This window comes from Caenimonas aquaedulcis, assembly GCF_015831345.1.
Lineage (GTDB): Bacteria > Pseudomonadota > Gammaproteobacteria > Burkholderiales > Burkholderiaceae_C > Ramlibacter > Ramlibacter aquaedulcis.
The window spans coordinates 817,852-841,743 of sequence record NZ_JADWYS010000001.1 but is presented as its reverse complement, the minus strand read 5'-3'; the positions used below and the strand labels follow the sequence as shown (position 1 = coordinate 841,743).

General features: G+C 67.9%; 22 protein-coding genes. 7 read left to right on the top strand and 15 right to left on the bottom strand.

Annotated features, from left to right (window positions below; genetic code table 11):
• The first annotated feature begins 9 nt into the window (after nt 1-9).
• Together I5803_RS03960 and I5803_RS03955 are read left to right on the top strand one after the other, a co-directional pair.
• Nucleotides 10-279 carry a MoaD/ThiS family protein gene (locus I5803_RS03960; RefSeq protein WP_196985105.1) on the top strand — a complete coding sequence of 90 codons (270 nt, stop codon included), beginning with the start codon at nt 10-12 and terminating at the stop codon, nt 277-279.
• 4 nt (nt 280-283) lie between these two features.
• On the top strand, nt 284-1,381 hold the full coding sequence (locus I5803_RS03955) for a WD40/YVTN/BNR-like repeat-containing protein (protein WP_196985104.1): 1,098 nt from the start codon (nt 284-286) through the stop codon (nt 1,379-1,381).
• Nucleotides 1,382-1,396: 15 nt separating this feature from the next.
• Here I5803_RS03955 and I5803_RS03950 read toward each other — a convergent pair whose 3' ends face one another.
• Nucleotides 1,397-1,765 (bottom strand): cell envelope biogenesis protein TolA, encoded by a 369-nt coding sequence (locus I5803_RS03950; RefSeq protein WP_196985103.1) that lies wholly within the window; start codon nt 1,763-1,765, stop codon nt 1,397-1,399.
• Nucleotides 1,766-1,905: 140 nt separating this feature from the next.
• Here I5803_RS03950 and I5803_RS03945 point away from each other — a divergent pair, with 140 nt between their 5' ends.
• Both I5803_RS03945 and I5803_RS03940 read left to right on the top strand, forming a co-directional pair.
• A complete protein-coding gene (locus I5803_RS03945; protein WP_196985102.1) occupies nt 1,906-3,300 on the top strand; it encodes a DUF3943 domain-containing protein in 1,395 nt (464 codons plus the stop codon).
• A 123-nt stretch (nt 3,301-3,423) separates the two neighbouring features.
• Complete coding sequence (locus I5803_RS03940) at nt 3,424-3,918, top strand: acyl-CoA thioesterase (protein WP_196985101.1); 495 nt, start codon at nt 3,424-3,426, stop codon at nt 3,916-3,918.
• Nucleotides 3,919-3,921: 3 nt separating this feature from the next.
• Here I5803_RS03940 and I5803_RS03935 read toward each other — a convergent pair whose 3' ends face one another.
• From I5803_RS03935 to I5803_RS03900, 8 genes are all read right to left on the bottom strand, one after another.
• On the bottom strand, nt 3,922-5,340 hold the full coding sequence (locus I5803_RS03935; protein WP_196985100.1) for a sensor histidine kinase: 1,419 nt from the start codon (nt 5,338-5,340) through the stop codon (nt 3,922-3,924).
• A gap of 130 nt (nt 5,341-5,470) precedes the next feature.
• Nucleotides 5,471-6,739 carry a molybdopterin molybdotransferase MoeA gene (gene moeA, locus I5803_RS03930; RefSeq protein WP_196985099.1) on the bottom strand — a complete coding sequence of 423 codons (1,269 nt, stop codon included), beginning with the start codon at nt 6,737-6,739 and terminating at the stop codon, nt 5,471-5,473.
• Nucleotides 6,736-7,362, bottom strand: coding sequence for a molybdenum cofactor guanylyltransferase MobA (gene mobA, locus I5803_RS03925; RefSeq protein ID WP_354001617.1), 627 nt, complete (start codon nt 7,360-7,362; stop codon nt 6,736-6,738). The genes moeA and mobA overlap by 4 nt, the downstream gene beginning before the upstream one ends.
• Nucleotides 7,355-8,470: a GTP 3',8-cyclase MoaA gene (gene moaA / locus I5803_RS03920; protein ID WP_196985098.1), complete on the bottom strand. Its 1,116-nt coding sequence runs from the start codon at nt 8,468-8,470 to the stop codon at nt 7,355-7,357. The genes mobA and moaA overlap by 8 nt, the downstream gene beginning before the upstream one ends.
• A gap of 29 nt (nt 8,471-8,499) precedes the next feature.
• A complete protein-coding gene (locus I5803_RS03915; RefSeq protein WP_196985097.1) occupies nt 8,500-9,261 on the bottom strand; it encodes an SDR family oxidoreductase in 762 nt (253 codons plus the stop codon).
• Between the two features lie 27 nt (nt 9,262-9,288).
• The gene (locus tag I5803_RS03910) at nt 9,289-10,722 is read right to left on the bottom strand and encodes an aldehyde dehydrogenase family protein (RefSeq protein WP_196985096.1); all 1,434 of its coding nucleotides are present in this window, start codon (nt 10,720-10,722) and stop codon (nt 9,289-9,291) included.
• 34 nt (nt 10,723-10,756) lie between these two features.
• Nucleotides 10,757-11,575: a metal-dependent hydrolase gene (locus I5803_RS03905; RefSeq protein ID WP_196985095.1), complete on the bottom strand. Its 819-nt coding sequence runs from the start codon at nt 11,573-11,575 to the stop codon at nt 10,757-10,759.
• A 93-nt stretch (nt 11,576-11,668) separates the two neighbouring features.
• Complete coding sequence (locus I5803_RS03900; protein WP_196985094.1) at nt 11,669-13,834, bottom strand: sodium-translocating pyrophosphatase; 2,166 nt, start codon at nt 13,832-13,834, stop codon at nt 11,669-11,671.
• Between the two features lie 219 nt (nt 13,835-14,053).
• On the opposite strand from I5803_RS03900, the gene ppa reads away from it, so the two are divergent.
• Entirely contained in the window at nt 14,054-14,590 is a 537-nt protein-coding gene (gene ppa / locus I5803_RS03895) for an inorganic diphosphatase (protein WP_196985093.1), read from the top strand.
• Between the two features lie 25 nt (nt 14,591-14,615).
• Here the strand turns inward: ppa and I5803_RS03890 are convergent, their stop codons facing one another.
• The 5 genes from I5803_RS03890 to I5803_RS03870 form a co-directional block, all read right to left on the bottom strand.
• A complete protein-coding gene (locus I5803_RS03890) occupies nt 14,616-14,867 on the bottom strand; it encodes a KTSC domain-containing protein (RefSeq protein ID WP_196985092.1) in 252 nt (83 codons plus the stop codon).
• Nucleotides 14,868-14,949: 82 nt separating this feature from the next.
• The gene (locus I5803_RS03885; RefSeq protein WP_196985091.1) at nt 14,950-15,741 is read right to left on the bottom strand and encodes an esterase/lipase family protein; all 792 of its coding nucleotides are present in this window, start codon (nt 15,739-15,741) and stop codon (nt 14,950-14,952) included.
• A 34-nt stretch (nt 15,742-15,775) separates the two neighbouring features.
• Nucleotides 15,776-17,347: a wax ester/triacylglycerol synthase family O-acyltransferase gene (locus tag I5803_RS03880; RefSeq protein ID WP_196985090.1), complete on the bottom strand. Its 1,572-nt coding sequence runs from the start codon at nt 17,345-17,347 to the stop codon at nt 15,776-15,778.
• A gap of 69 nt (nt 17,348-17,416) precedes the next feature.
• Nucleotides 17,417-18,169: a hypothetical protein gene (locus I5803_RS03875; RefSeq protein WP_196985089.1), complete on the bottom strand. Its 753-nt coding sequence runs from the start codon at nt 18,167-18,169 to the stop codon at nt 17,417-17,419.
• Between the two features lie 27 nt (nt 18,170-18,196).
• Entirely contained in the window at nt 18,197-19,390 is a 1,194-nt protein-coding gene (locus tag I5803_RS03870; RefSeq protein WP_196985088.1) for a GNAT family N-acetyltransferase, read from the bottom strand.
• Between I5803_RS03870 and I5803_RS03865 the strand changes: the two genes are divergently transcribed.
• Nucleotides 19,389-21,059, top strand: coding sequence for an NAD+ synthase (locus tag I5803_RS03865; RefSeq protein ID WP_196985087.1), 1,671 nt, complete (start codon nt 19,389-19,391; stop codon nt 21,057-21,059). The two genes, I5803_RS03870 and I5803_RS03865, sit on opposite strands and share 2 nt — an antisense overlap.
• Nucleotides 21,060-21,090: 31 nt before the next feature.
• Entirely contained in the window at nt 21,091-21,429 is a 339-nt protein-coding gene (locus I5803_RS03860; RefSeq protein WP_196985086.1) for a P-II family nitrogen regulator, read from the top strand.
• Between the two features lie 6 nt (nt 21,430-21,435).
• Here I5803_RS03860 and I5803_RS03855 read toward each other — a convergent pair whose 3' ends face one another.
• Nucleotides 21,436-23,859, bottom strand: coding sequence for a PAS domain-containing protein (locus I5803_RS03855; RefSeq protein ID WP_196985085.1), 2,424 nt, complete (start codon nt 23,857-23,859; stop codon nt 21,436-21,438).
• Nucleotides 23,860-23,892: the final 33 nt, after the last annotated feature.

Sequence of the window (23,892 nt, the reverse complement as noted above, 5' to 3'; positions counted from 1 at the left end):
GGACGCAACATGCCCACGGTCGAATTTGCCCCTGCGCTGACCCGTCACGTCGCCTGCCCGCCCCAGCGCGTGGAGGCTGCCACCCTGCGCGACGCGCTTTCCGCGGCTTTCGAAGCCGCCCCCGCCATGCGCAACTACGTGCTTGACGAGCAGGGCTGCGTGCGCAAGCATGTGGCCGTTTTCGTCAACGCGGCCATGATCGCCGACCGCGCGCGGCTGGACATTGCGCTTGCGGAAGACGACAAGGTCATGGTGATCCAGGCGCTCACAGGAGGTTGACGGCATGGCATCGGCACGCACGCTCTGGGTCGGGACCCGCAAGGGGCTCTTCGTCGCCACCAGGCTCGACGACGGCTGGCGCCTCGGCGCCCCGCGCTTTCCGGGCGAGCCCGTCACGCAGTTCCTCGCCAACCCGTACGACGGCGCCTGGCACGCCGCGCTGCGGCTCGGTCACTTCGGCGTGAAGGTGTGGAAATGCACCGACGGCGCCGGCGCCGACTGGAAGGAAGTCGCGGCGCCCGCATTCCCGCCCAAGCCCACCGAAGGCGAGTGGAAGGACGACACGATGCCCTGGACGGTGGACCAGGTCTGGTCGCTCGCGGCCTCGCCCGACGGGCGCCTCTGGGCGGGTTGCCTGCCGGCGGGCCTCTTCACCTCGCGCGACGGCGGCGCGAGCTGGCAGCTGGTCGAGAGCCTGTGGCTGCGGCCGGAGCGCAAGCTGTGGTTCGGCGGCGGCTACGACTGGCCGGGCATCCACTCGATCCTCGTGGACCCGCGCGACTCGTCGCATGTGACGATCGCGATCTCCTGCGGCGGCGTCTGGCAGACCCGCGACGGCGGGAAGACCTGGGACAACACCTCCTCGGGCATGTTCGCCGACTTCATGCCGCCCGAGCGGCGCGAGGACCCGAACATCCAGGACGTGCATTGCCTCGCGCAATGCGGCGCGCAGCCCGACGCCTTGTGGTGCCAGCATCACGGCGGGATCTTCCGTTCGACCAACGGCGGGGAGAGGTGGGAGGCGATCGCGTCGCCCCAGCCGAGCGGCTTCGGCTTTCCTGTCGTCGCGCATCCGGCCGATCCGGAACGCGCATGGTTCGCGCCCGCGCATTCGGACGCGCAGCGCATGCCGGTGGACGGCAGGATGGTCGTGACGCAGACGCGCGATGGGGGCGCCACGTTCACGGTGCATGGGGAGGGCCTGCCGCAGCAGGACGCGTTCCACCTCGTCTACCGGCACGCGTTGGTGGCCGACAGCACGGGTGAGACGCTCGCGATGGGATCGACCACCGGAGGGTTGTGGATCAGCGAGGACGCGGGAGGCACCTGGCGATGCCTCTCCCGCGACCTCCCGCCGATCGCCGTGCTCAGGCTGGGCTGAGCACAGGCGCGCGAATTACTTCTTCGCGGCTGCCTTGATGTCGGCTTCGGCCTTTTCGTGGTTGGCCTTGGCTTCCTTCTTGCAGGCCTTGGCTTCCGCGCCCTTCATCGGCTTGCAGGCGGCCTTGGCGGCTTTGTAGTCGGCTTCGGCCTTCTTCTTGGCGGCCTTGGCTTCGTCCTTGGACATCGTGCCGGCGGCGGCCGTGGTGGTGGCGGCGGACGTGCTGCCGGCCATCGGGGCGGTGGTGGACTTGCTGCCCGAAGCGGATGCCATCGGGGCGGACGCGCCCTTCATGGGAGCGCCGGTGTGCGAGGCTGCGAAACCGGCGGTGGAAACGAGGCCCAGGCACAGGGCGCTGGCGATGGCGAGGATGGTCTTCTTCATGAGTTACTCCAGGTGTTTGAAAGGGCGTCGGCGATCCGACCTCTGAACAACGCAGCCCCGTACCGGCGGGTTGTAGGACAACGCCGCAAGCGACGCGGCATGGCGTCAGCCCAGGCTCAGCCTCTGAGATCATCGGCTGCATGAACAACTCATGCGTGCCGTCCTTCCTGCGCGCCATGGCCGCGCTGCTGTGTTTCGCGACGGGCGTGTGCGCCGCGCAGACGGCCCCGCCCGAGACGAAGGACGACACGCCGCCCGCGCCCGGCTACACGGTGCCGGCGCTCGAGATCTTCGGGTTCGACTTCCTGCTCAACCGCTACAACCACCGCTTCAGCGGCGTCACCGATTACGACGTGAGCCTCGATTCGATCCGCCGCAACCTGCACAGCAGCTGGGTGGTCGACGCGGACCCGTTCAAGGTCAACCAGCTCGGCCACCCGTACCAGGGTTCGATGTATCACGGCTTCGGCCGCTCCGCGGGCCTGGACTTCTGGCCAGCGATGGGCCTCACCTTCGTGGGCAGCGCCGGCTGGGAAATCGCGGGCGAACAGACCAGGCCCTCGCGCAACGACCAGGTCGCCTCCGGCATCGGCGGCAGCTTCCTCGGCGAAGCGCTGTACCGCATGGCCAACCTGCTGCTCGAACACGGCGGCGGCGTGTCGCCGTTCTGGCGCGAGACGGGCGCGGCGATCATCTCGCCGTCCAACGGCTTCAACCGGCTGGTGTACGGCAAGAACCTCGGCGCGATCTTCGACAGCCGCCAGGCACCGTATTACAGCCGCCTGCAGGTCGGCGCCATGGGGACGGCGCAGAACCGTTCCGGCCTGTCCTCGCTCCTGCACCGCAACGAGCTCCAGGCGAACTTCGCCCTCGACTACGGGATGCCGGGCAAGCCGGGCTACCAGTACCGCCGCCCCTTCGACTATTTCGCCTTCGAGGCGACGGCGACCACCGCCGGCAACTTCGAAAGCGTGCTGACGCGCGGCCTCCTCGCGGGGCGCGACTACGAGGTCGGCAAGGACTACCGCGGCGTCTGGGGCGCCTACGGCACCTACGACTATGTGTCGCCGCAGACCTTCCGGATCTCCACGACGGCGGTGTCGCTCGGGACGACCGGCGAGTGGCGCGCGAGCGACCGGATCGCCGTCCAGGGCACCGTGCTCGCGGGCGTCGGGTATGCGGCGGTGGGGGCGCTCAACGGGGTGGCGGAGGACTACCACTATGGCGTGTCGCCCCAGGCGCTGGCGGCGCTGCGCATCATCCACGGCGACAGCTATTCCTTCGACCTGACCGGGCGCGAGTATTTCGTCAACAAGGCGCAGAGCGGGCCGGGCGGGCACGACAACATCGTTCGCGTGGACGCGGCCTTCACGGCGCGCGTGAAGGGCCCGCACGCGGTGACCTTCAAGTACCTCTGGAACCGCCGGGACGCCACCTCCACGGCGCTGGGCAGCCGCACGCAGACGCGCGGCACCTTCGGCATCTTCTATACCCTGCTCGGGCACGACGGCTTCGGCAGGGCCGACTGGCGCTGAAAACGGCTTCGCGACAAGAGCCCGCTTGAAATGTAGATTGATGGGGTGCCGCCCGAAGTTGGGCGTCATCGCGCGTGCGCGCTGCGCACGCGTGCCCATTTCAACTACGTTCAGGAGAGAGTCATGCTAGTAGCAGACACCGTCAGGCATCCCGTTTTCCATCCCGGCCCCGCGCCGCAGCCGCTCCCCCAGCTCCGGGCCTCCAAGACGTTCCGGCACACGATCGACATCTACCTCAAGGATTCCAACGCCTACGCGAATACTTATTTCTCACGCTACTTCGAGTGGCAGGGTATCTGCCGGGAGCGCTGGTTCCACCAGTGCATCTCGGCCGACATGCTGCAGTCCATGGGGGTGTTCATCACGAAGCGCGCGCACCAGGAATACGTGCAGGAGACCTTTCCCTTCCAGTCGGTGGAATGCCAGCTCAACACCTTCGACGTGAAGCAGTGTTCGTTCTACCTGCTGTTCCAGTTCCTGGTGGCGGGCCAGGTCGTGTCCACCGGCTACCAGCAGATCGTGTTCGCGCGGCAGGACAAGCGCATCCAGCGCCTGCCGGAACATGTGCTGTCCAAGGTGCGGGAGTACGAGCTCCCGGTGAACGCGGTGAAGAACTGACGCTCAGGCGGCGGGCACTTGCGCCCGCTGGCCGCGCGCGGCGGCCGTGGAGCCGGCGAGCGGGAATTCGAGGGTGAAGCGCGTCCACTCGCCCTCGCGGGATTCGCAGCGCATCTGCCCGCCGAACGACTGCACCACCCGCCGGCAGAAGGCGAGGCCGATGCCGGCCCCGGCGCTTTTCTTGGTGGTGAAGAACGCGTCGAAGATCCTCGGGACGGTGGCGGCGGGGATGCCGCTGCCCGTGTCGGTGAAGACGACGGCATTGCGCCCCGCGCTGGAGGTGACGGCGATGGAGATGTCCCCCTTGCCGGCGGCCTTGAGCGCATACAGCGAATTCTTCAGCAGGTTGAAGAGGACGTAGACCATCAACGAGTTGGAGCCGTGGAAGTCGAAGTCGCCCGCGACCGAGACGCTCACGCGGTCTCGCTCGCCCTTGCCGAAGGGGTAGGTCTCGATCGCCTCGGCGACGCAGGCGCTCGCGGAATGCGATGCGAAGTCGGACGGGTCGATCTGTTCCATGCGCGCCGAAGCCAGCATCATGTCGATCACGGTATTGGAGCGGTCCACCTGGTGGCGGATGCCGTGGGAGAGGTCCGCCAGCCGCTTCGATGCGGACGGATGGAACGCCGGCTCGCACAGGCCGTGCGCGACGGCGAGCTCGTAGCCCTTGTGCAGGTCGGGCAGGTACTGCGTGAGGGCGTCGGCCTGCATGCGGATCGAGGCGAGCGGTGTGCGCATCTCGTGCGCGACGGTCGCCGCGACGGCGATCGGGCTCATGAGCTCGTAGCGGGTGACCGCCACCGCGATCAGCCCCAGGCTGATGGCGATGAACACCACGCCGGGGGGATAGAACTCCAGGCCGTAATTGCACAGGTAGTCCACCGCGGCGACGAAGTACACGAACAGGCTGGCGATGCACATGCGCAACTGGACGCGGCGTCCGGGCTGCGCGCTCTTTTGCTGCAGGAACGTGATGTACAGGCCGCGGTTGACCACGATCACCGTCTGCAGGACGTGCAGGGGATGCAGCACCCCCGCCTTCGGGTAGTAGCCGAAGAAATAGTGGTACCAGCCGTCGACGAAGAGGTCCGTCGTGACGTCGAAGACCCCCAGCACGGCGGCGACGGCGTAGGAAGCCGTCACCCATTTCCTCTCGCCGGGCCGCTCGGAGATTTCCGCGAGGAACCAGTAGAGGCTGGTGGGCAGGAAGATGATCAGCAGGTAGCCCGTCTTGACGAGGATGCGCGCGATGGCAGGGTCCTGCACCTGGAACAGCACCGCCCACACGCCCTGCCAGAAGAACGTGGTGACGCACAGGATGAAGAAGCTCGTGCTGACGCGGCTGAAGCCCTTTTCGGCGACCACATAGAGGCCGTAGCCCAGGAAAAGGGCGGACACGACGGCGGGTAATACCGAATACATGAATCCTCCTGATCGAGCCGCCTCTGCGTGCGGTTTGACGGGGCCGGCGCGCGGTGGCGCTGGCTCGGCAGGAGTGTACCGTGGGGCCGCCGATTGCGGTCGAAACGGCTGGTAACTGTGACGGGTCCGGTCAGATCGCGCCGTCGAACATCAGGACGTCCACGGCTTCCCCCGCGGCGACATCGCCCTGGCCGTGGTGCAGCACGATCAGGCCGTTGGCGTGGACCATGGAGCTCAGGACGCCGGAGCCCTGGTTGCCGGTGGTGCGAACCTGCAACCCGCCATCCGGGGCGCGAGTCACCAGCCCCCGCTGGTATTCGGTGCGCCCCGCCTTCTTGCGTATGGGCTCCTCGCTGCGCGCCTGCAGCAGCGGCGCGGGCTGTGCCGCCGCGCCCATCATGCGCAGCAGGGCCGGCTTGACGAAGGCGAGGAAGGTGACCATCACCGCGACCGGGTTGCCGGGCAGGCCGAAGAGGATGGACGAGCCGAGGCGCCCGACCGCCATCGGGCGGCCGGGGCGCATGGCGATGCGCCAGAAAGCGACGTCGCCGAGCTGTCTCATCATGGCCTTGGTGTAGTCGGCCTCGCCGACGCTCACGCCGCCGCTGGTGATGATCGCGTCGGCGCCTGCCGCGGCCTCGCTGAACGCGGCCTCGAGCTTCGCGGGGTCATCGCGCACGACGCCCATGTCGATGACCTCGCAGCCCAGGCGCGTGAGCAGGCCGAAGACGGTGTAGCGGTTGCTGTCGTAGACGGCGCCCTCGCGCGGCGGCTCGCCGAGGCTCAGGATTTCATCGCCGGTGGAGAAGTAGGCCACGCGCAGGCGGCGCATGACGCGCACGCGGGGAATGCCGAGGCTCGCGATGAGCCCGCACGCGGCCGGTCCGAGGACCTCTCCTGCGCGCAGGGCCGGCCGACCCTGCATCAGGTCCTCGCCCGCGAGGCGGCGGTTGTCGCCGGGCCGCACCGCTGTCGAGGCGAACGTGATGCGGCCGTCCGGTGCGGCCTGCGTGAATTCCTGCGGCACCACCGTGTCCATGCCGGCGGGCATGATCGCGCCCGTCATGATCTTCACGCCTTGCCCGTGGCCGACGCTTCCCTGCCAGGCCTTGCCCGCGAGCGCGGTTCCCACGATGTCGAGCGTGATCGATTCGCCCTGCGACAGCAGCGCGCCGTCGAAGGCGAATCCGTCCATGGCGGAGTTGTCGTGCGGGGGGACGCTGATCGGGGAGACGAGGTCGGTGGCGAGCACGCGCCCGAGCGCATCGAAAAGCGGCACTTCCTGTGTGTCCGCGGTGGGTGTCACGAGCCGGGCGAGGAATTCGTTGACCGCGTCGGCGGAGAGCGCCTGCGGGTCGTAGCCCTGCAGCTCGGCGGCGACCTGCGCGATGGTCTTCACGGGTGTTCGAGCCGGTGCAGCTCGCCGAGGGTGTTGGCGTTGTAGAAGGCGCGGGGGTCGTCGCCCGGAGCGTCGAACGGCACGATGGCCGTCTTGTGCCGGCCCGTCCACGCGTCGATCTTGCGGCCGCCGTCATGCGTGAACTGCACGAGGCTTTCCAGCAATTCGACGCGCAGCAGGCAAAAAACCGGCTGGTTGCGCAGTTGCCCGTCTTCCTCCCGGGCAGCCGCCATCGCGATCTCCGCGCCCTGGGCCGCCGCGCCGGCGGCGAGCCGCGCCACGAAGTCCTGCGGGAAGAGCGGCGTGTCGCATGGCACGGTGACGAGCCACGGCGTTTCGCAGCGCTCCAGGGCAGTGAGAAAGCCCGCCAGCGGGCCCGCGTAATCGGCCAGCACATCGGGCCAGACGGGCACGCCGAACGATTCGTAGGCGCCGAGGTTTCGGTTCGCGTTGATCATGGCCGCGCCGACCTGCGGCGACAGGCGCATGAGCGTGTGCAGCGCGAGGGGCATGCCGTTGAAGTTCTGCAGCCCCTTGTCGACGCCGCCCATGCGCGAGCCGCGGCCGCCCGCGAGCACGACGCCTGTGATGTCTTCGAGCGGAATGGGGGTGATATCAGCCACCGATGTAGCTCATTTCCACACGACGCGCGCCCGTGCCGGTGTCGGCGGGCATGGAAGCGCGCAGCTGCGAGTACCGGTCGTCCCGGCGGTGCCAGATCTGCCCGATGGCCGAGGCGAGTTGCTCGTCGGTCGCACCACCGCGCACCAGCGAGCGCAAGTCGTGGCCCTGCGTGGCGAAGAGGCACAGGTAGAGCTGGCCTTCGGTGGAGAGGCGCGCGCGGTTGCAGTCGCCGCAGAAGGCCTGCGTCACGCTGCTGATCACGCCGATCTCGCCGCCGCCATCCGCATAGCCCCAGCGCTCCGCGGTCTCGCCGGGCGCGGAAGGTTCGAGCTGCACCAGCGGCATCTGCGCGTGGATCAGCTTCACGACTTCCGCAGAGGGCAGCACCTGGTCCATGCGCCAGCCGTTGGTGGCGCCGACATCCATGTATTCGATGAAGCGCAGCACGATGCCCGTGCCCTTGAAGCGGCGCGCCATCGGCAGGATTTCGTGCTCGTTGGTGCCGCGCTGCACCACCATGTTCACCTTGATCGGGCCGAGGCCGGCTTCCTGCGCGGCATGGATGCCCGCGAGCACTTCGGCGACGGGGAAGTCCACGTCGTTCATGCGGCGAAACACCGTGTCGTCGAGCCCATCGAGGCTCACGGTGACGCGTTGCAGGCCCGCGTCCTTCAGGGACCGTGCCTTGCGCGCGAGCAGCGAGCCGTTCGTGGTGAGCGTGATGTCGAGCGGCGCGCCCTCCACGGTGCGCAGGGCTGCCAGCTGGCCGATGAGGATCTCGATGTTCTTGCGCAGGAGCGGCTCGCCGCCCGTGAGCCGGATCTTCTGCACGCCGTGCGCCACGAACTGCCTGGCCACGCGGGTGATTTCCTCGAAGGTGAGCAGGTCCGAATGCGGCAGGTAAGGGTAGTCCTTGTCGAAGACTTCCTTGGGCATGCAGTAGCTGCAGCGGAAGTTGCAGCGGTCCGTGACGCTGATGCGCAGGTCGCGCAGCGGCCGGCCCAGCGCATCGGCGAGCAGGCCCGTCGCGGGGATGGCACGGGGCGGCACGCCGGCGGCCAGCGTGCGGACACGCTGGTCGACGAGGGGAATGACGCGCTCGGCCATGGCGCTATTGTCGCCCTGCGCGAGCAACCCTACACGCAGCGCGCGCCGTCAACCTCGATGCACACGCCCGAGATGAACGCGGCTTCGTCGCTCGCAAGGTAGAGCGCCGCATTGGCGACGTCCAGCGCGGTCGAAAAACGGCCCAGCGGGATGGACGCGAGGAATTTGGCGCGGCGCGCCTCGTCCACGGGGCCGCCCGCGAATTCGGCGGACAGGCCGGTGTCGGGGTTGAACACGGGGTTGATGCAGTTGACCCGGATGTTGTCAGGGCCGAACTCGGCCGCGAGCGACTTGCTGGTGGTGATCACCGCGCCCTTGGAGCCGTTGTACCAGGCGAGGCCGGGGCGGGGGCGGATGCCCGCGGTCGACGCGATGTTGATGAAGCTGCCGCCCTTGTTCGCGCGGAAGGCGGGCACGGCGTGGATCGTGGAGAGGTAGATGCTCTTCATGTTCACCGCGAAGCACTTGTCGAACTCGTCCTCGCTCACTTCGAGCGCGGGGCGGTTGCGGTGCGTCCAGCCGGCGTTGTTGACCATCGCATCGAGCTTGCCGTGGCGCGACACGGCCGCGTCGACGAGCGCCTTCATGTCGGCGGACTTCGTGACGTCCGCCGCGAAGAAGGATGCGGTGCCGCCCGCGGCCTCGATCTGCGCGGCGACTTTCTCGCCGAGGGCCGCGTTGATGTCGTTGACGATGACCTTCGCGCCTTCCTCCGCGAGGCGTTTGGCGATGCCTTCGCCGATGCCGCCCCCGGAGCCGGTGACGATGATGGATTTGTCCTTGACTCGCATGGAGATGCTCCTGATTTGTCGTTTGCTTCAGCTGTGCTTGATCGCCACGGTCTTGAGGGTCGTGAATCCGTACAGGGCTTCGAAGCCCTTCTCGCGCCCGTAGCCCGATGACTTCACGCCGCCGAAGGGCAATTCCACGCCGCCGCCCGCGCCATAGTTGTTGATGAACACCTGGCCGCTCTTCACGCGTTTGGCCATGCGCAGCTGCCGCCCGCCGTCGCGTGTCCAGATGCCGGCGACGAGCCCGAATTGGGTGGCGTTGGCCAGGCGCACCGCGTCGTCCTCGTCCCTGAAACTCATGGCCGCGAGGACCGGGCCGAACACTTCTTCCTGCGCGAGGCGGTGATCCACCGGGACGTCCCGTAGCAGCGTGGGCGCCTGGTAGAAGCCCGTTTCGGGCGCTTCGTCGACCACCTGGCCCTGCGCGACCATCGCGATGTTCGCGACCTGCGCGTCCGACAGGAAGTCCCACACGCGCTGCTGCTGGCTCGCGCGGATCAGCGGACCGACGTCGAGGTCCATCGCGGCGGGGCCGACGCGCAGGTTCGCGAACATGCCGCCCAGCCGGTCGAGCAGGGCCTCGTAGATCGGCTGCTGCACCAGGAGGCGCGAGCCGGCCGAGCAGGTCTGCCCGGCGTTCTGCACGATCGCATTGATGACCATGGGCAAGGCGGCGTCCAGGTCCGCGTCCTCGAAGATGATCTGCGGGCTCTTGCCGCCGAGCTCCAGCGTGACGGGGCAATGGCGCTGCGCCGCGACCTGCTGGATCAGCGTGCCCACGCTCGGGCTGCCGGTGAAGCTGATGTGGTCGATCCCGTGGTGCCGCGCCAGCGCGTCGCCGACCTCGTGGCCATAGCCCGTGACGATGTTGATCGCACCGGCGGGAAAGCCCGCTTCCGCGGCGAGTTGCGCGACGCGGATCAGCGACAGGCAGGCGTCTTCCGAAGGCTTCACCACGCAGACGTTGCCTGCCGCGAGTGCGCCGCCCACGCTGCGCCCGAAAATCTGCATCGGGTAGTTCCAGGGAATGATGTGGCCCGTGACTCCGTGCGGCTCGCGCCAGGTGAGGACGCTGTAGCCGTCGAGGTAGGGCAGCGTTTCGCCGTGCAGCTTGTCGCAGGCGCCGGCGTAGAACTCGAAGTAGCGCACCAGCGCCAGCGCGTCGGCGCGCGCCTGCTTGGTGGGCTTGCCGCAATCGCGCTGCTCGAGCGCGGCGAGCTCGTCGGCGTGCGCCGCGATCTTCTCCGAGAGCCGCATCAGCAGGCGCCCGCGCTCCGCGGCGTTCAGCCTGCTCCAGACACCCTCGTAGCACTGGCGCGCCGCGCGCACGGCGCTGTCGATGTCCGCGGCGTCCCCGCGCTGGAGTTCGTCGAAGGGTTGGCCGTCCGAGGGGTCGATGACGGGAATGGTGCGCCCGGACTCGGTCGCACGCGCCTGGTTGGCGATGAAGTGGTGCTGCATCCCGCCATTTTGCGCGAAGCCGCGTGCCGCGTCCCTAGGCGCCGACGGCGGTGTAGCGGCTCGCGTTGTCCGCGAGCCAGCGCCGGGACAGTGTGCTGTCCTGCTGGTTCGGGTGGAAGTCCGGCTTCAGGTATTCGCGCCACGGCCGCCAGGTTTCGCGCACCAGCCCGCGCGGTCCGAAGAGGGTGGTCCACGCGCTCTTCCAGGTGCCGAACTTCCACAGCGTGCCGTCGCGCCGCAGGTTGTCCACGGTCTGGCGCAACGTGTCGCCCAGGAAGATCGTGGTGATGCGCCGGAACCAGGTGATCCGCCACGCATGGTCGCCGCCCAGGGCCCGGTAGATGTCGAAGGCGGTGCTCTTGTGCTCGGATTCCTCCGCGCTGTGCCACAGCCAGAGTGTGGCCAGGCGAGGGTCCTGCGTGCCGAGCAGGTCCGGGTTGCGAAGCATCCAGTCCGCGAGGATGGCGGTGAAGTGCTCGTTGGCCGCGGTGAGTGCCACGGCGTGGCGCGGGTCCAAGCCGTCGAGCAGCTTCATGCGCGCCGCCGCGCGGGGCGCCCAGTCGTTGACGAGGCCCAGCTTGTCCAGGTGCGCGTTGTACAGCGCATGGAGGCGGCGGTGCGTGGCCTCCTGGCCGATGAAGCCCTTCACCTCGGCGTCGAACTGCGCCTGCTGGCCCGGCGGCAATGCCTTGAAGCCGTTGCGCACGGAGTCGATGAAGAATTGCTCGCCGACGGGAAAGCTCATCGACAGCGCGTTGAAGAGGGCGGAGCGGAAGGCGTCGCCGTCGCACCAGTGGCGGGCGATGGGCTGCTCCATGTCGACGAGCAGGCGGCGGACGACGAGATCGGTCATTGCAATGGGTCCTTGTGCGGCGATTATCGCGGGCAGGGTGGGGCGCAAAGAGAAAGGCCCGCCAGAGCGGGCCTTTCCTTCGTCGGGCCGAATCTACTTCGAAGGGGTCACCGGGCCCGAAGCCGACGGCGCGGTCATCGGCGCCGGCGCGTGGGCCGCGGGCGCGGGCATGTCGCCGGTATGGAACTTCACCACCAGCGGCACGATGAGCAGCGCCACGATGTTGATGATCTTGATCAGCGGATTCACGGCCGGGCCGGCGGTGTCCTTGTACGGGTCGCCGACGGTGTCGCCGGTGACGGCGGCCTTGTGCGTCTCGCCGCCCTTCTTGTGCGTCACGCCGTCCTTGTCGACGAAGTTGTCCTCGATCAGCTTCTTCGCGTTGTCCCAGGCGCCGCCGCCGGTGCACATCGAGATCGCGACGAACAGGCCCGTCACGATCGTGCCCATCAGCAGGCCGCCGAGCGCCTTCGGGCCGAGTGCGAGGCCGACGATGATCGGCACCACCACCGGCAGGAGCGACGGGATCATCATTTCCTTGATGGCGGCGCGGGTCAGCATGTCCACCGCCACGCCGTATTCGGGCTTGGCCGTGCCTTCCATGATGCCCTTGATCTCGCGGAACTGGCGGCGCACTTCCACCACCACCGAGCCCGCGGCCCGGCCCACGGCCTCCATCGCCATCGCGCCGAAGAGGTAGGGGATCAGGCCGCCGATGAACAGGCCCACGATCACCATCGGGTCGGACAGGTCGAAGCTGATCGACTGGCCGAAGCTCTCGAGCTTGTGCGTGTAGTCCGCGAAGAGCACCAGTGCGGCCAGGCCGGCGGAGCCGATGGCATAGCCCTTGGTCACGGCCTTCGTCGTGTTGCCGACGGCGTCGAGCGGGTCGGTGATGTCGCGCACGGAGGACGGCAGGTCCGCCATTTCGGCGATGCCGCCGGCGTTGTCCGTGATCGGGCCGTAGGCGTCGAGCGCCACCACGATGCCGGCCATGCTCAGCATGGAGGTCGCGGCGATGGCGATGCCATAGAGGCCTGCCAGCTTGAACGCCACCAGGATCGCGATGCACACGAAGATCACGGGCCAGGCGGTGGAACGCATGGACACGCCCAGGCCCGCAATGATGTTCGTGCCGTGGCCGGTGGTCGACGCCTGCGCGATGTGGCGCACCGGCGAGTACTGCGTGCCGGTGTAGAACTCGGTGATCCAGACCAGCGCGCCGGTGAGGATGAGGCCGACGGCGCACGCGCCGAACAGGCGCATCTGCGTGCCCGTCGCCGTGACCGCGTTGTCGGGCATGAGCCATGCGGTGACGAAGTAGAACGCGATCAGCGACAGCACGCCGGCCACCGCGAGGCCCCGGTACAGCGCGGGCATGACGTTGACCATCCCGGTCTTCGCCTTGACGAAGAAGCAGCCGATGATCGACGCGATGATCGACACGCCGCCCAGCGCCAGCGGGTACATCACCGCGGCGGTGCCCGAGCTGGAGATGAGCAGGGCGCCCAGCACCATGGTCGCGATCAGCGTCACGGCGTAGGTCTCGAACAGGTCGGCCGCCATGCCGGCGCAGTCGCCGACGTTGTCGCCCACGTTGTCCGCGATCACGGCGGGATTGCGCGGGTCATCCTCGGGGATGCCGGCTTCCACCTTGCCCACCAGGTCCGCGCCGACGTCGGCGCCCTTGGTGAAGATGCCGCCGCCGAGGCGCGCGAAGATCGAGATCAGCGAGGAGCCGAACGCGAAGCCGATGAGCGGGTTGAGGATTGCCGCGAGGTTGCGGTCGGGCGTCAGGTTGCCGTTCCCCGCGAGAAACCAGTAGAAGCCGGTCACGCCCAGCAGGCCGAGGCCCACTACCAGCATGCCGGTGATGGCGCCGCCGCGGAAGGCGACGTCGAGCGCCGGGCCGATGCCGCGCGTCGCGGCCTGGGCCGTGCGCACGTTGGCGCGCACCGAGACGTTCATGCCGATGAAGCCGCAGGCGCCGGACAGGAGCGCGCCGATGATGAAGCCCACGGCCGTCTGGCCGTCGAGGAAGACACCGATGAGGATGGCGAGCACGACGCCCACGATGGCGATCGTCTTGTATTGCCGCGCGAGGTAGGCTGCTGCGCCGGCCTGGATGGCCGCCGCGATCTCCTGCATGCGGGCATTGCCGGCGTCCTGCGAGAGGATCCAGCCGCGGGCCCAGAAGCCATACGCCACGGCCGCGAGGCCGCATACGAGCGCCAGTATCAGCGCCGAATTACCGTTCATTTCTTTCTCCTGCCGTTGTTTTCGCTTGGAGGGGGCAACGCTGCGGATGCCCCCGCTGCGTTGCTTCCTCGTCGCTCCCGTACGACCGGAGACGATTGGCCAACGGCCGAAATATAAGCGCAAACAGATGACGCTTTTGCGGCAGCGCGCGGGAAAGCAAGGCCCGCGAAAGTAAAATCAGGGTTAATCCTAGGTTTTGTTACTTCCCCGAGAAAAATCATGTCCCTCGACAAAGTGTTCCCCGGCAAGCATGTCCCCGACGCGTTCAACGTGATCATCGAAATCCCGATGAACGCCGACCCCGTGAAGTACGAGGTGGACAAGGAATCCGGCGCGATCTTCGTGGACCGCTTCATGAGCACGTCCATGCACTACCCGACCAACTACGGCTATGTGCCCAAGACGATCAGCGGCGACGGCGACCCGGTCGACGTGCTGGTCATCACGCCGGTGCCGCTGATCCCCGGCGTCGTGGTGACGTGCCGGCCGCTCGGCATCCTGAACATGGAAGACGAAGCCGGCAAGGACGGCAAGGTGCTGGCGGTGCCGACGGACAAGATCCTGTCGATCTACACGCAGTGGCAAAAGCCCGAAGACCTGAACCCGATGCGCCTGCACACCATCGCGCACTTCTTCGAGCACTACAAGGATCTCGAGCCCGGCAAGTGGGTGAAGATCCTCGGCTGGGAAGGCCCCGAGGCGGCCCGCAAGGAAATCATGGACGGGATCGAGGCCTACCGCAAGGCGCACGGCTGAGTTGCGGGGAGGGGCGTTTAAACGATCAGGCGGCTGAGGTCTCCTCCGCCTCCATCAACTCGTACTCGTAGTACGGCTTGATCTCGCGGTTCATGTGCGCTCCTTTCGACGGCGCCTCCAGGAAGCGCTCGTACTCCAGCGGCGGGACGCGGAAGTAGTTGTAGACCTGGCCGTTGACGTATTTCACCTGCAACACCCATTCGTCGGCGTCGTAGGCGGCGCTGCGAACGGCAGAGGACGTCACGGGCTCGCGGGGGAGGTTGGCGCTGTAGTGCATGCCTCCATTGCAGCCGCAATCAGGTCCCGTACCTGTCGGTGGCGGCACGCATCGCCTGTCGTCATCTTCCTGCCTGACCCGTTCAAGACCGGTTCGGGTCGGGGTAGATGAGTCCCTTGATACCGTAGAGCCCGGTCCGGTCGAACGGGCGCCACAGGTTTTCCGGCTGCGCCAGTCGGTCCGCGACCGCCCACCACGCCCCCGGGTTCACGCCAAGCCCGATGTGACTCGCGACCACTTCGATGTTCTCCGTCTCGGCGTGATCGGGCTGCTGGATGCTTCCCTGCCAGGCGACGATGCCGTCCGTGCGCGAATAGATGCTGGTGGTGGGCACCGGCGGCGCGGCGGGCAGGTCGAACTGCTGGTGCTCGCTGTGGATATCGCGACCGCTGGTGAGTTCGTAGATCCGCCACGCATTGGTCGACTTCGGCGGGCCGGCAAACGGCGTTCCCAGGGTGATGACGCAGCGGACGAGCTCGGGCATCTCCTTGGCGAGTTCACGCGCGTACACGCCGCCCAGGCTCCAGCCGATGAGGCTCACCTTCCGCCCGCTCGCCTCGTACGCCTCGCGCAGGTCGCGCCTTGCCGTGTCCAGGACGCCTGCGCGCGGCCCGAAATTGAATCCCTGGCTCCAGCCCATGGAGCGGTAGCCGCGCGTGCCCAGGTAGCCGCGGAGCGGCAGGGTCGTTGCGTCGCTCGCGGAAAGCCCCGGGAAGACGAGGACCGTGTGGCCGTCGCCTGCCGGCGCGCGCTGGAGCACGGGCCACGCGGGCAACACCGAGCCGAGTTCGAAGGGTGCACGGAATTCGAGTGCGAGCAGGCCGAGGCCCGGCGGTGGCAGGTCGTTGTTGGTGGGGCGTCTGGGCGTGGCCATCGATGCATGCATCCTTGGGGAATGACAGGGCGTTTCAGGCCGCGCGCCGCGCCGTGCGCGCCGGGGTCCTGCGGCGTGGCGCGGCGGGGCTGGCCGCCTTCCTGCGGGGCGCGCGCGGCCTGGCGGCAGGTGCGGGTGCCGGCGCGGCTGCGGCGACGAAAATGCCTTTGGCCTCCTCGAACGCCGCCTCGATCGCATCGGCCAGGTCGTGCACGTGCGGCACGGCGTCCTTGTCGCCGATGATGCCGAAGTCGACGCTGCCCGCGTAGGTCTGGATCGTGATGTTCAGCGCGAGCCCGTGGATCACGATGGACAGGGGATGGAATGTGCGCATGCGCGCGCCGGCCAGGTACAGGGGCACCTGCGGCCCCGGCACGTTGCTGATCGCCACGTTGGCGACGGAAGGCAGGCGGTCCGCGACGCCCCGCTTGCCGTAGGTCTTGAAGAGGGCCTTCGCGGCGCCGCCCATGACCCACGGCGAGAGCAGGGAAGGGTAATCGGTGGGCAGCACGGACTTCAGGCTCGCGAGCGCGTCCTTCACCTTGGAGGTGGACGCCATGATCGCGTTCATGCGCTTCATCGGATGCGCGAGGTGCGTGCCCAGGTCCACCACGGTGATCGACGCCTGGTTGTTCAGTTCCTTGTTGCTTTCCTCGCGCAGGCTCACCGGCATCGCGGCGACCAGGGGCTTCTTCGGCAACGTCGCGTGCTTCGCGAGGTAGTTGCGCAGCGCCGTGGAGCAGATCCACAGCACGATGTCGTTGAACGAGCCGCCCACCACCTTGGCCATGGCCTTCGATTCGGCGAAGGGCACGCTGGCCGTCGCGAACACACGGTGCCGCGTGATGCCGGCGTTGAAGATCGTCCGGGGCGCCAGGTTGATGGGGGATCTGGGCGGCAGGCCGGCGAGGCCCCGGCCGTCGCCGGCGATGGCTTGCCGCGCGACCGCGCCGCCCAGCGAACTGGCGGCGTTCGGCAGCGAGCGCGCGAGCTTCGCGTACTGCGCGAGCGAATTCGAAAACACCGCGCCGATCATCTCGCCGATCTTCAGGTCGCCGCCCTTGCGCCCCTTGCGCGCCGGGTCCGCCGGGGCCACCTCGCGCGGCGTGGACCCGAGGTCCAGCACGGCGTTGGCCAGCACCGTGCCGCCCTTGCCGTCGAGCGCGGCGTGATGGATCTTCGAGTAGAAGCCGACCAGCTTGCCCTCGACTTCCATGCCCGCCGGCGCCTTGAGGTTGTCGAAGATGTGGAATTCCCAGAGCGGATGCTCGCGGTCGATCAACTGCCCGTGCAGTTTGGCCGCCATGGTTTCGGCTTCCCGCACCGTGAGTTGCCGCCCGGGGACCTTGCGGATGTGGAAGTCGAGGTCCACCTCGTCGGCTTCGACCCAGATCGGGTGCCCGAGGTCGAAGGGCATGAAGGCAAGGCGCCGGCTGAAGATCGGTGCGAGGTGCATGCGCTTGGCGATGTGCGCCTGCACCGCCTTGTGGAAACTGCCCTTGAAGCCCGGCGGCAATTCGTAGAGGTTGAGCGAGCCGACGTGCATCGGCGTCTCCGGCGTCTCCAGGTAGAGGAACGTGGCGTCCAGTCCGCTGAGAGATTTCATCGTGGGTGTCTCCGTCGCCGCACGTTACCCCGCGTGCGGCCCGGAGGCACTAGGGTAAGCCTTGACCGCTCAGGCCTTGAGGCTGCCCTGGGCGAGCGCGATCCACTCGCGGTTGATGTCGCGCGCATGCGAGGACCAGTGGCGTGCGGCCTTCTGGAGGTCTTCCATGAGCGTGGACGCGCGGGCCGTGTCGCCCTGCTGCGCAAGCCACGCGATGTAGCGGGCTCGCGTTTCCACGTTGTTGTAGGTGCCCAGGGCATGTTCGAACGCGCGCGCGGCTTCGTCCCGGCGGCCCGCGCCGGCGAAGGCCCGGGCGGCCAGCAGCGCCGTCTCGTCCCGGCGGTAATCGGGATGCGTCGCAGAGAGGCGGGCGACGACATCGCACGCGCGCACCGCCGCGGCCGCACTTCCTTCCGCCAGGAGCGAGCGCCCCAGCCCGAACAGCAGTTCCGGGTCGGAGGCGAACGGGCCGGTCAGGGCATCGTCGTAATGACGGACGGCTTCCTGCGCGTTGCCGCGCTCGAGCGCGGCTTTCGCGAGGCGGATCTTGTTCTGCGCGGTCGGGGTGAGGTCGTAGGCCGCGGAGGCCTCCCGGTATTCGCGTTCCGGGTCCAGCAATTTCATGGCCGCGCCGGCGGCCTTGTTGATGCCGCGGTTCAGGCGCGAATGCGGCAGGTATTCGACCAGGAAGTAGACGATGCTGCCGAGCAGGGGGAAGCTGAACAGGATGATGAGCCAATACAGGTTGCGCCCCGTCTTCATCGCATGGACCGCGAAGAAGATCGCCACCACCACATGCAGGCCCAGACCGATGAAAGGCATTTGCTCCTCCGCTTGCCGTTGGTATTTCTAGCTCGGCTTTATATCAGCTTCCGCGAGGGGCGCTCCCTGCCTGAAGGGGCTGCGCGCTTCCAGCTGCTCGAGGTAATTGCCGATGCCGCGTCCTTCGCGCTCCAGGAATTTCTCGACCGCATCGGCAAAGGCAGGGTGGGCCAGCCAGTGCGCGCTCGTCGTCCTGACCGGCATGAGCGCACGCGCCATCTTGTGCTCGCCCTGCGCGCCGCCCTCGAACCGTTCGATGCCGTGCTCGATGCACCACTGCAGCGGCTGGTAGTAGCAGGCTTCGAAATGCAGGCAGTCCACGCGCTGCGTCGCGCCCCAGTAGCGGCCGTAGGCGACGTTCCCGTCGAGCGCGATCAGGCTGGAGGCCGCGCGCCGTCCGCCGCGCTCGGCGATGAAGAGCAGCCAGTTGTCCGGCATGGTGCGCGCCATGGCCGCGAAAAACCCGCGCGTGAGGTAAGGCGCGTTGCCGTGCTCGCGGTAGGTGCGTTCGTAGCAGCGGTAGAAGTAGTCCCAGTCGTCCTGCGCGATGTGCGTGCCGCGCGCCCAGCGGAAGGTGACGCCGGCCTCGGCGACCTTGCGCCGCTCCTGCCGGATCTTCTTGCGCTTTTCCTGCGCGAGGCTGGCGAGGAACTCGTCGAAGCTCTTCCAGCCGCCCTGCGTCCAGTGGAACTGCACGGTGTGGCGCAGCATGAGGCGCGCCTCCTCGCAGGCCGCGACATCATCGGCCGCCGCGAAAAGCAGGTGCAGGGACGACAGCTTGTTCGCCCTGCACCACGCGACCGCGGCGTCTACCAGCGCGCGGCGTGACGACGCGTCGCGTGCGAGCAGCCGGGCGCCGGGCGCGGGCGTGAACGGCGCCGCGACGATGGCTTTCGGGTAATAGGCAATTCCGTGCTGCTCGTAGGCGCTGGCCCATGCCCAGTCGAAGACGTATTCGCCCCAGGAGTGATCCTTCAGGTAGAGCGCGCAGGCGGCATGCAGCTCGTCGCCGCGCCAGAGCGTGATGAAGCGCGGGGTCCATCCCGTTGCGGGCACTGCGCTGTCGCTTTGCTCCATGGCCGCAAGGTACTCGTGGCGCATGAAAGGACTGGGTTCTCCCTGCGCGGCGAGCAGCGAGTTCCATGGCTGTGCCGGCACCGCGAGCGCCGAATCCGCGACACGGATGACATAATCGTTCGAGACATTCTTCACTGCTGACATGGCCCTCACACTCTGCATTGCCCAACTCGACTTCATCGTGGGCGACACCGCCGGCAATGCGCAAAAGATCATCGAGGCTTCGCGCGCCGCGTATGCGCAGGGCGCCCGCCTGGTGCTCACGCCGGAATTGTCGATCTGCGGTTACGCGGCCGAAGACCTCTTCCTGCGCCCGGCGTTCATCGCCTCCTGCGATGATGCCGTGAAAACCGTGGCCCGCGAGCTGGCCGGGTTGAAAGGCCTGCACGTCGTGGTGGGTCATCCGTTCGGCGGCGACATCCGCAGCAAATCCGTGGCCGTGCAGCGTCGCTTCAATGCGGCGAGCGTGCTGAGCGAAGGCCGCGTGCTCGAGACCTATTCCAAGCGCGAACTGCCGAACTACCAGGTGTTCGACGAGCGCCGCTACTTCACGCCCGGGCAGGGCATCTGCGTCTTCCAGGTCGAAGGCGTGAACGTGGGCTTGCTCATCTGTGAGGACGCCTGGTTCGACGAGCCCGGCTTGCTGGCGCGCGAGGCGGGAGCCGAGTTGCTCGCAGTCATCAACGCATCGCCCTTCCACGTCGGCAAGGGCGTCGAGCGTTTCGCGCGCATGGCGGGGCGCGCGCAGGCACTCGATGTGCCGGTGGTGTATGCGCACCTGGTGGGGGGGCAGGACGAGGTGGTCTTCGACGGCGCTTCGTTCGCGGTCAATGCCGATGGCACGCTGGCGGCGCGCGCGCCCGGCTTCCGGGAAGACGTGTTCATGATGCAGGCCGGCCGCGATGCTGCGGGCGGCAAGGTCGTGCTCCGGGGCGCGATCGCCCCCGACCGCACGCCCGAAGCCGACCTGTGGGATGCCCTGGTGCTGGGCGTGCGCGACTACATCGGCAAGAACGGGTTTCCCGGCGTGCTTCTGGGCCTGTCCGGCGGCATCGACTCCGCGCTGGTGCTGGCGGTCGCCGTCGACGCGCTGGGAGCCGATAGGGTCCGTGCGGTGATGATGCCGTCGCCCTACACGGCCGGCATCTCGACGACCGACGCCCGGGAAATGGCCCGGCGCGTGGGCGTGCGCTATGACGAGATTTCCATTTCGCCGCAGTTCGAGGCGTTCAAGGCATCGCTGGCCGGCGAATTCAAGGGCCTGCCCGAAGACACGACCGAGGAGAACATCCAGGCCCGCATCCGCGGCGTGTTCCTGATGGCGCTCTCCAACAAGTTCGGCAGCATCGTGCTCACGACCGGCAACAAGAGCGAGATGGCCACCGGCTATTGCACGCTGTACGGCGACATGGCCGGCGGCTTCGCGGTGATCAAGGACGTGCTGAAGACCACCGTGTTCGACCTTGCGCGCTGGCGCAACCTGCACGACCCCTACGGCACGGGCGCCAACCCGATTCCCGAACGCATCATCACGCGCCCGCCCAGCGCGGAGCTGCGGCCCGACCAGACGGACCAGGACTGCCTGCCGCCCTACGAGGTGCTGGACGCCATCCTCGCGCGCTACATGGAGGAAGACCAGGGGGTGGAGGAGATCATCGCCGCCGGCTTCGAGCGCGCGATCGTCGAGCGCGTGGCGCGCCTGATCCGCATCAACGAATACAAGCGCAGGCAGGCGCCTGTGGGGATTCGCGTGACGCACCGCAGCTTCGGCAAGGATTGGCGCTATCCTATTACCGGTAAATTCCGCGCATGACCACAGCAGCAGCACATTGGGGACACCGTACATGAAACAGATCACCGCCATCGTCAAGCCCTTCAAGCTGGAGGAAGTCCGCGAGGCGCTCGCGGAATGCGGTGTCACCGGCCTCACCGTCACGGAGGTCAAGGGCTTCGGGCGCCAGAAGGGCCACACGGAACTCTATCGCGGCGCCGAATACGTCGTGGACTTCCTGCCCAAGGTGAAGGTGGAAGTGGTGGTGAAGGACGACGACGTGGATCGCTGCGTCGACGCCATCGTGAAAGCCGCGCGCACCGGAAAGATCGGCGACGGCAAGATCTTCATCACGACCGTGGAGCGCGTGGTGCGCATCCGCACCGGCGAGACGGACGAATCGGCCGTCTGAGGCGCGTCACGCCGGTTCGTCGCCGAGCGTGAAGTAGAACGACGCCCCCTGGTCCGGGCGCGAATGCGCCCAGATGCGCCCCGAGTGCCGCGCGACGATGCGCCGCACGTTCGCAAGCCCGATGCCCCATCCCGGAAAGTCCCCGTGCGCGTGCAGGCGCTGGAAGGCGCCGAACAGGTTCTGCGCGTAGGCCGGCTCGAAGCCGATGCCGTTGTCCCGTACCTCGTAGACGACTTCGCCCTCCGGGCCCGCGATGCTGGCGAAGGACACCACGGCGCGGTCGGTTCTCGCGCTGAACTTCCAGGCGTTGCCGATCAGGTTGTCGAACACGAGCTGCAGCAGGCGGGGATCGCCGTGCGCGGTGAGCCCCGGCTCGACCGATGATTCGACGCGCCGTGCAGGGTCCTGCAGGCGGCAGGTCTGGATGGCCGTTTCCGCCATGGCGGAGAGGTTCACGCGCTCCCACCGCAATTCCGCGCGAGACAGCTGCGCGAGCGACAGCAGCGCGTCGATCATCCCCGAGGTTCGTAGCACGCCTTCCTGCATCCTCTCGAGGCAGTGCCGCGCGCGATCGCCCAGCGACCCTCCCATCTCGTGCTGCAGGGCATGGCTGAACCCGGATATCGCGGCGAGCGGCGCGCGCAGGTCGTGGGCGATGGAATAGGAGAACGCCCTCAGCTCTTCGTTGGCCATCTCCAGCTGGCCCGTGCGCTGGCGCACGCGCTGCTCCAGCTCGACGTTGAGGCGCTGGATCTCCGCCTGGGCGGCGAGCCGCTCCCCGATGTCGCGAAAGTAGATGGTGAGCCCGCCTTCGCGCGATGGGTAGGCGCGGATTTCCAGCCAGGTGTCCAGGGGCGGGTAGAACGACTGCAGCTCCACCGTCTCTCCCTGCTTGAGCGCGCGAAGGTACGCGTCCTCGAAGGCCGTCCCGCGCCCCTGCGGGAATTGCTCCCACATGTCCGTGCCCAGCAATTGCGCGCGCGATCGCCGCAGGACCCGCTCGGCCTCCCGGTTGACATAGGTGAAACGCCAGTTCGCATCGACCGTGACGAGCGCGTCCGTGATGCTTTCCAGTGTCGTGGCCAACTGCTCCGCCAGCCCGCGGATTTCCTCTTCCGCCACCACCCGGTCCGTGATGTCCTGGAACGCGCCTTGGACGCAGCGGATGGTGCCCCTGTTGTCGCGCACCGCTTCTCCCATCGTGCGCGCGCTCAGCCGCCGGCCGTTCACGGTGAAGACATTGAGCTCGAAGTCGAAGCCGGTGCCCTCGCGCGCGCAGGCGTCGAACGCCCGGATGAATGGCGCACGGTCTTCGAGGGCGATGAAGGACAGCGCCGCCTCGAGCGAAGGGGAGGGCCCCGCGGGTAATTCGTAGATCTTGAAGAGCTCGTCGGACCAGGTGTTTTCCATGGAGGCGAGCTCCACTTCCCAGGCGCCGATGCGCCCCAGGCGGCTCGCCATCGTGAGCAGCGCCTTCTGGTGGCGCAACCGTTCGATCGATCCGTGCTGCTGGGTCACGTCCCTCGTGACGTAAAGGACCGAGGCGATCGCGCCATCCTCGCCGCGCAGCGGCACGGCATGGGTGTCCATCCACAGCGTGCGGCCCTGCAGGCCCTGCGCCCTGAACTGCAACTCGCCGGTCCCGCCCACCGCCACCCGGTCGTGCAGGGCGTGGAATGCCTCGCGGTCGTCGGGGTGGATGATGTCCGTGACGGTGCGTCCCACGACCTCGTCGGGCGTCGTCGCCTGGATCATGAGCAACCCGGCGCGGTTGATGTCGATGAGCTTTCCGTCCAGCGACACGTCCTTCACGCACTCGGGTTCGGTTTCGATCACCGCGCGCAGGCGAGCTTCGCTCGCGCGCAGCGCGCTCTCCATCTGGCGGCGCTGCACGTCGCGTTCGCGCGCTTCCAGGCCGAACGAGAGGTTCTCTGCCAGGGACGTGAGGATGTCCATCTCCCCCGGATCGAAGTAGAGCGGCTGCGCCGCGTAGACGAGGAAGACCGCGGTGACCTTGCCCTCGACCTTCAGGGGGAAGGCGGCGCAGCTGCGATAGCCCTGGGCGAGCGCCTGCTCGCGATAGGCGAAGAACTGGTGGTCGTTCTCGATGTCGTTGCAGATGGACGGGGCGCCGGTGCGCCAGGCGGTTCCGCCGGGACCCTGGCCTTCGCGGTAGCGCGATTCCGTGCTGATGTGGATGGAGTCGATGTAGCCCTCGTCCCGGCCCCAGTGCGCGACAGGCGTGAGCTTGCCGAGGGCCGGGTCGTCGCGGCCCACCCAGGCCATCATGAGCCCGCCCCGCTCGACCGCGATGCGGCAGGCTTCGCGGAACAGGTCGACCTCTCCCGGGATGCGGACGATTGCCGCATTGATGCCGCTGGCGACGGCATGAAGCCGATTCAGCCGCGGTGCCTGGTCCGCCTCCGACATCTGTTGCTTCGTCCGGATCGAATGCTTCCGGAC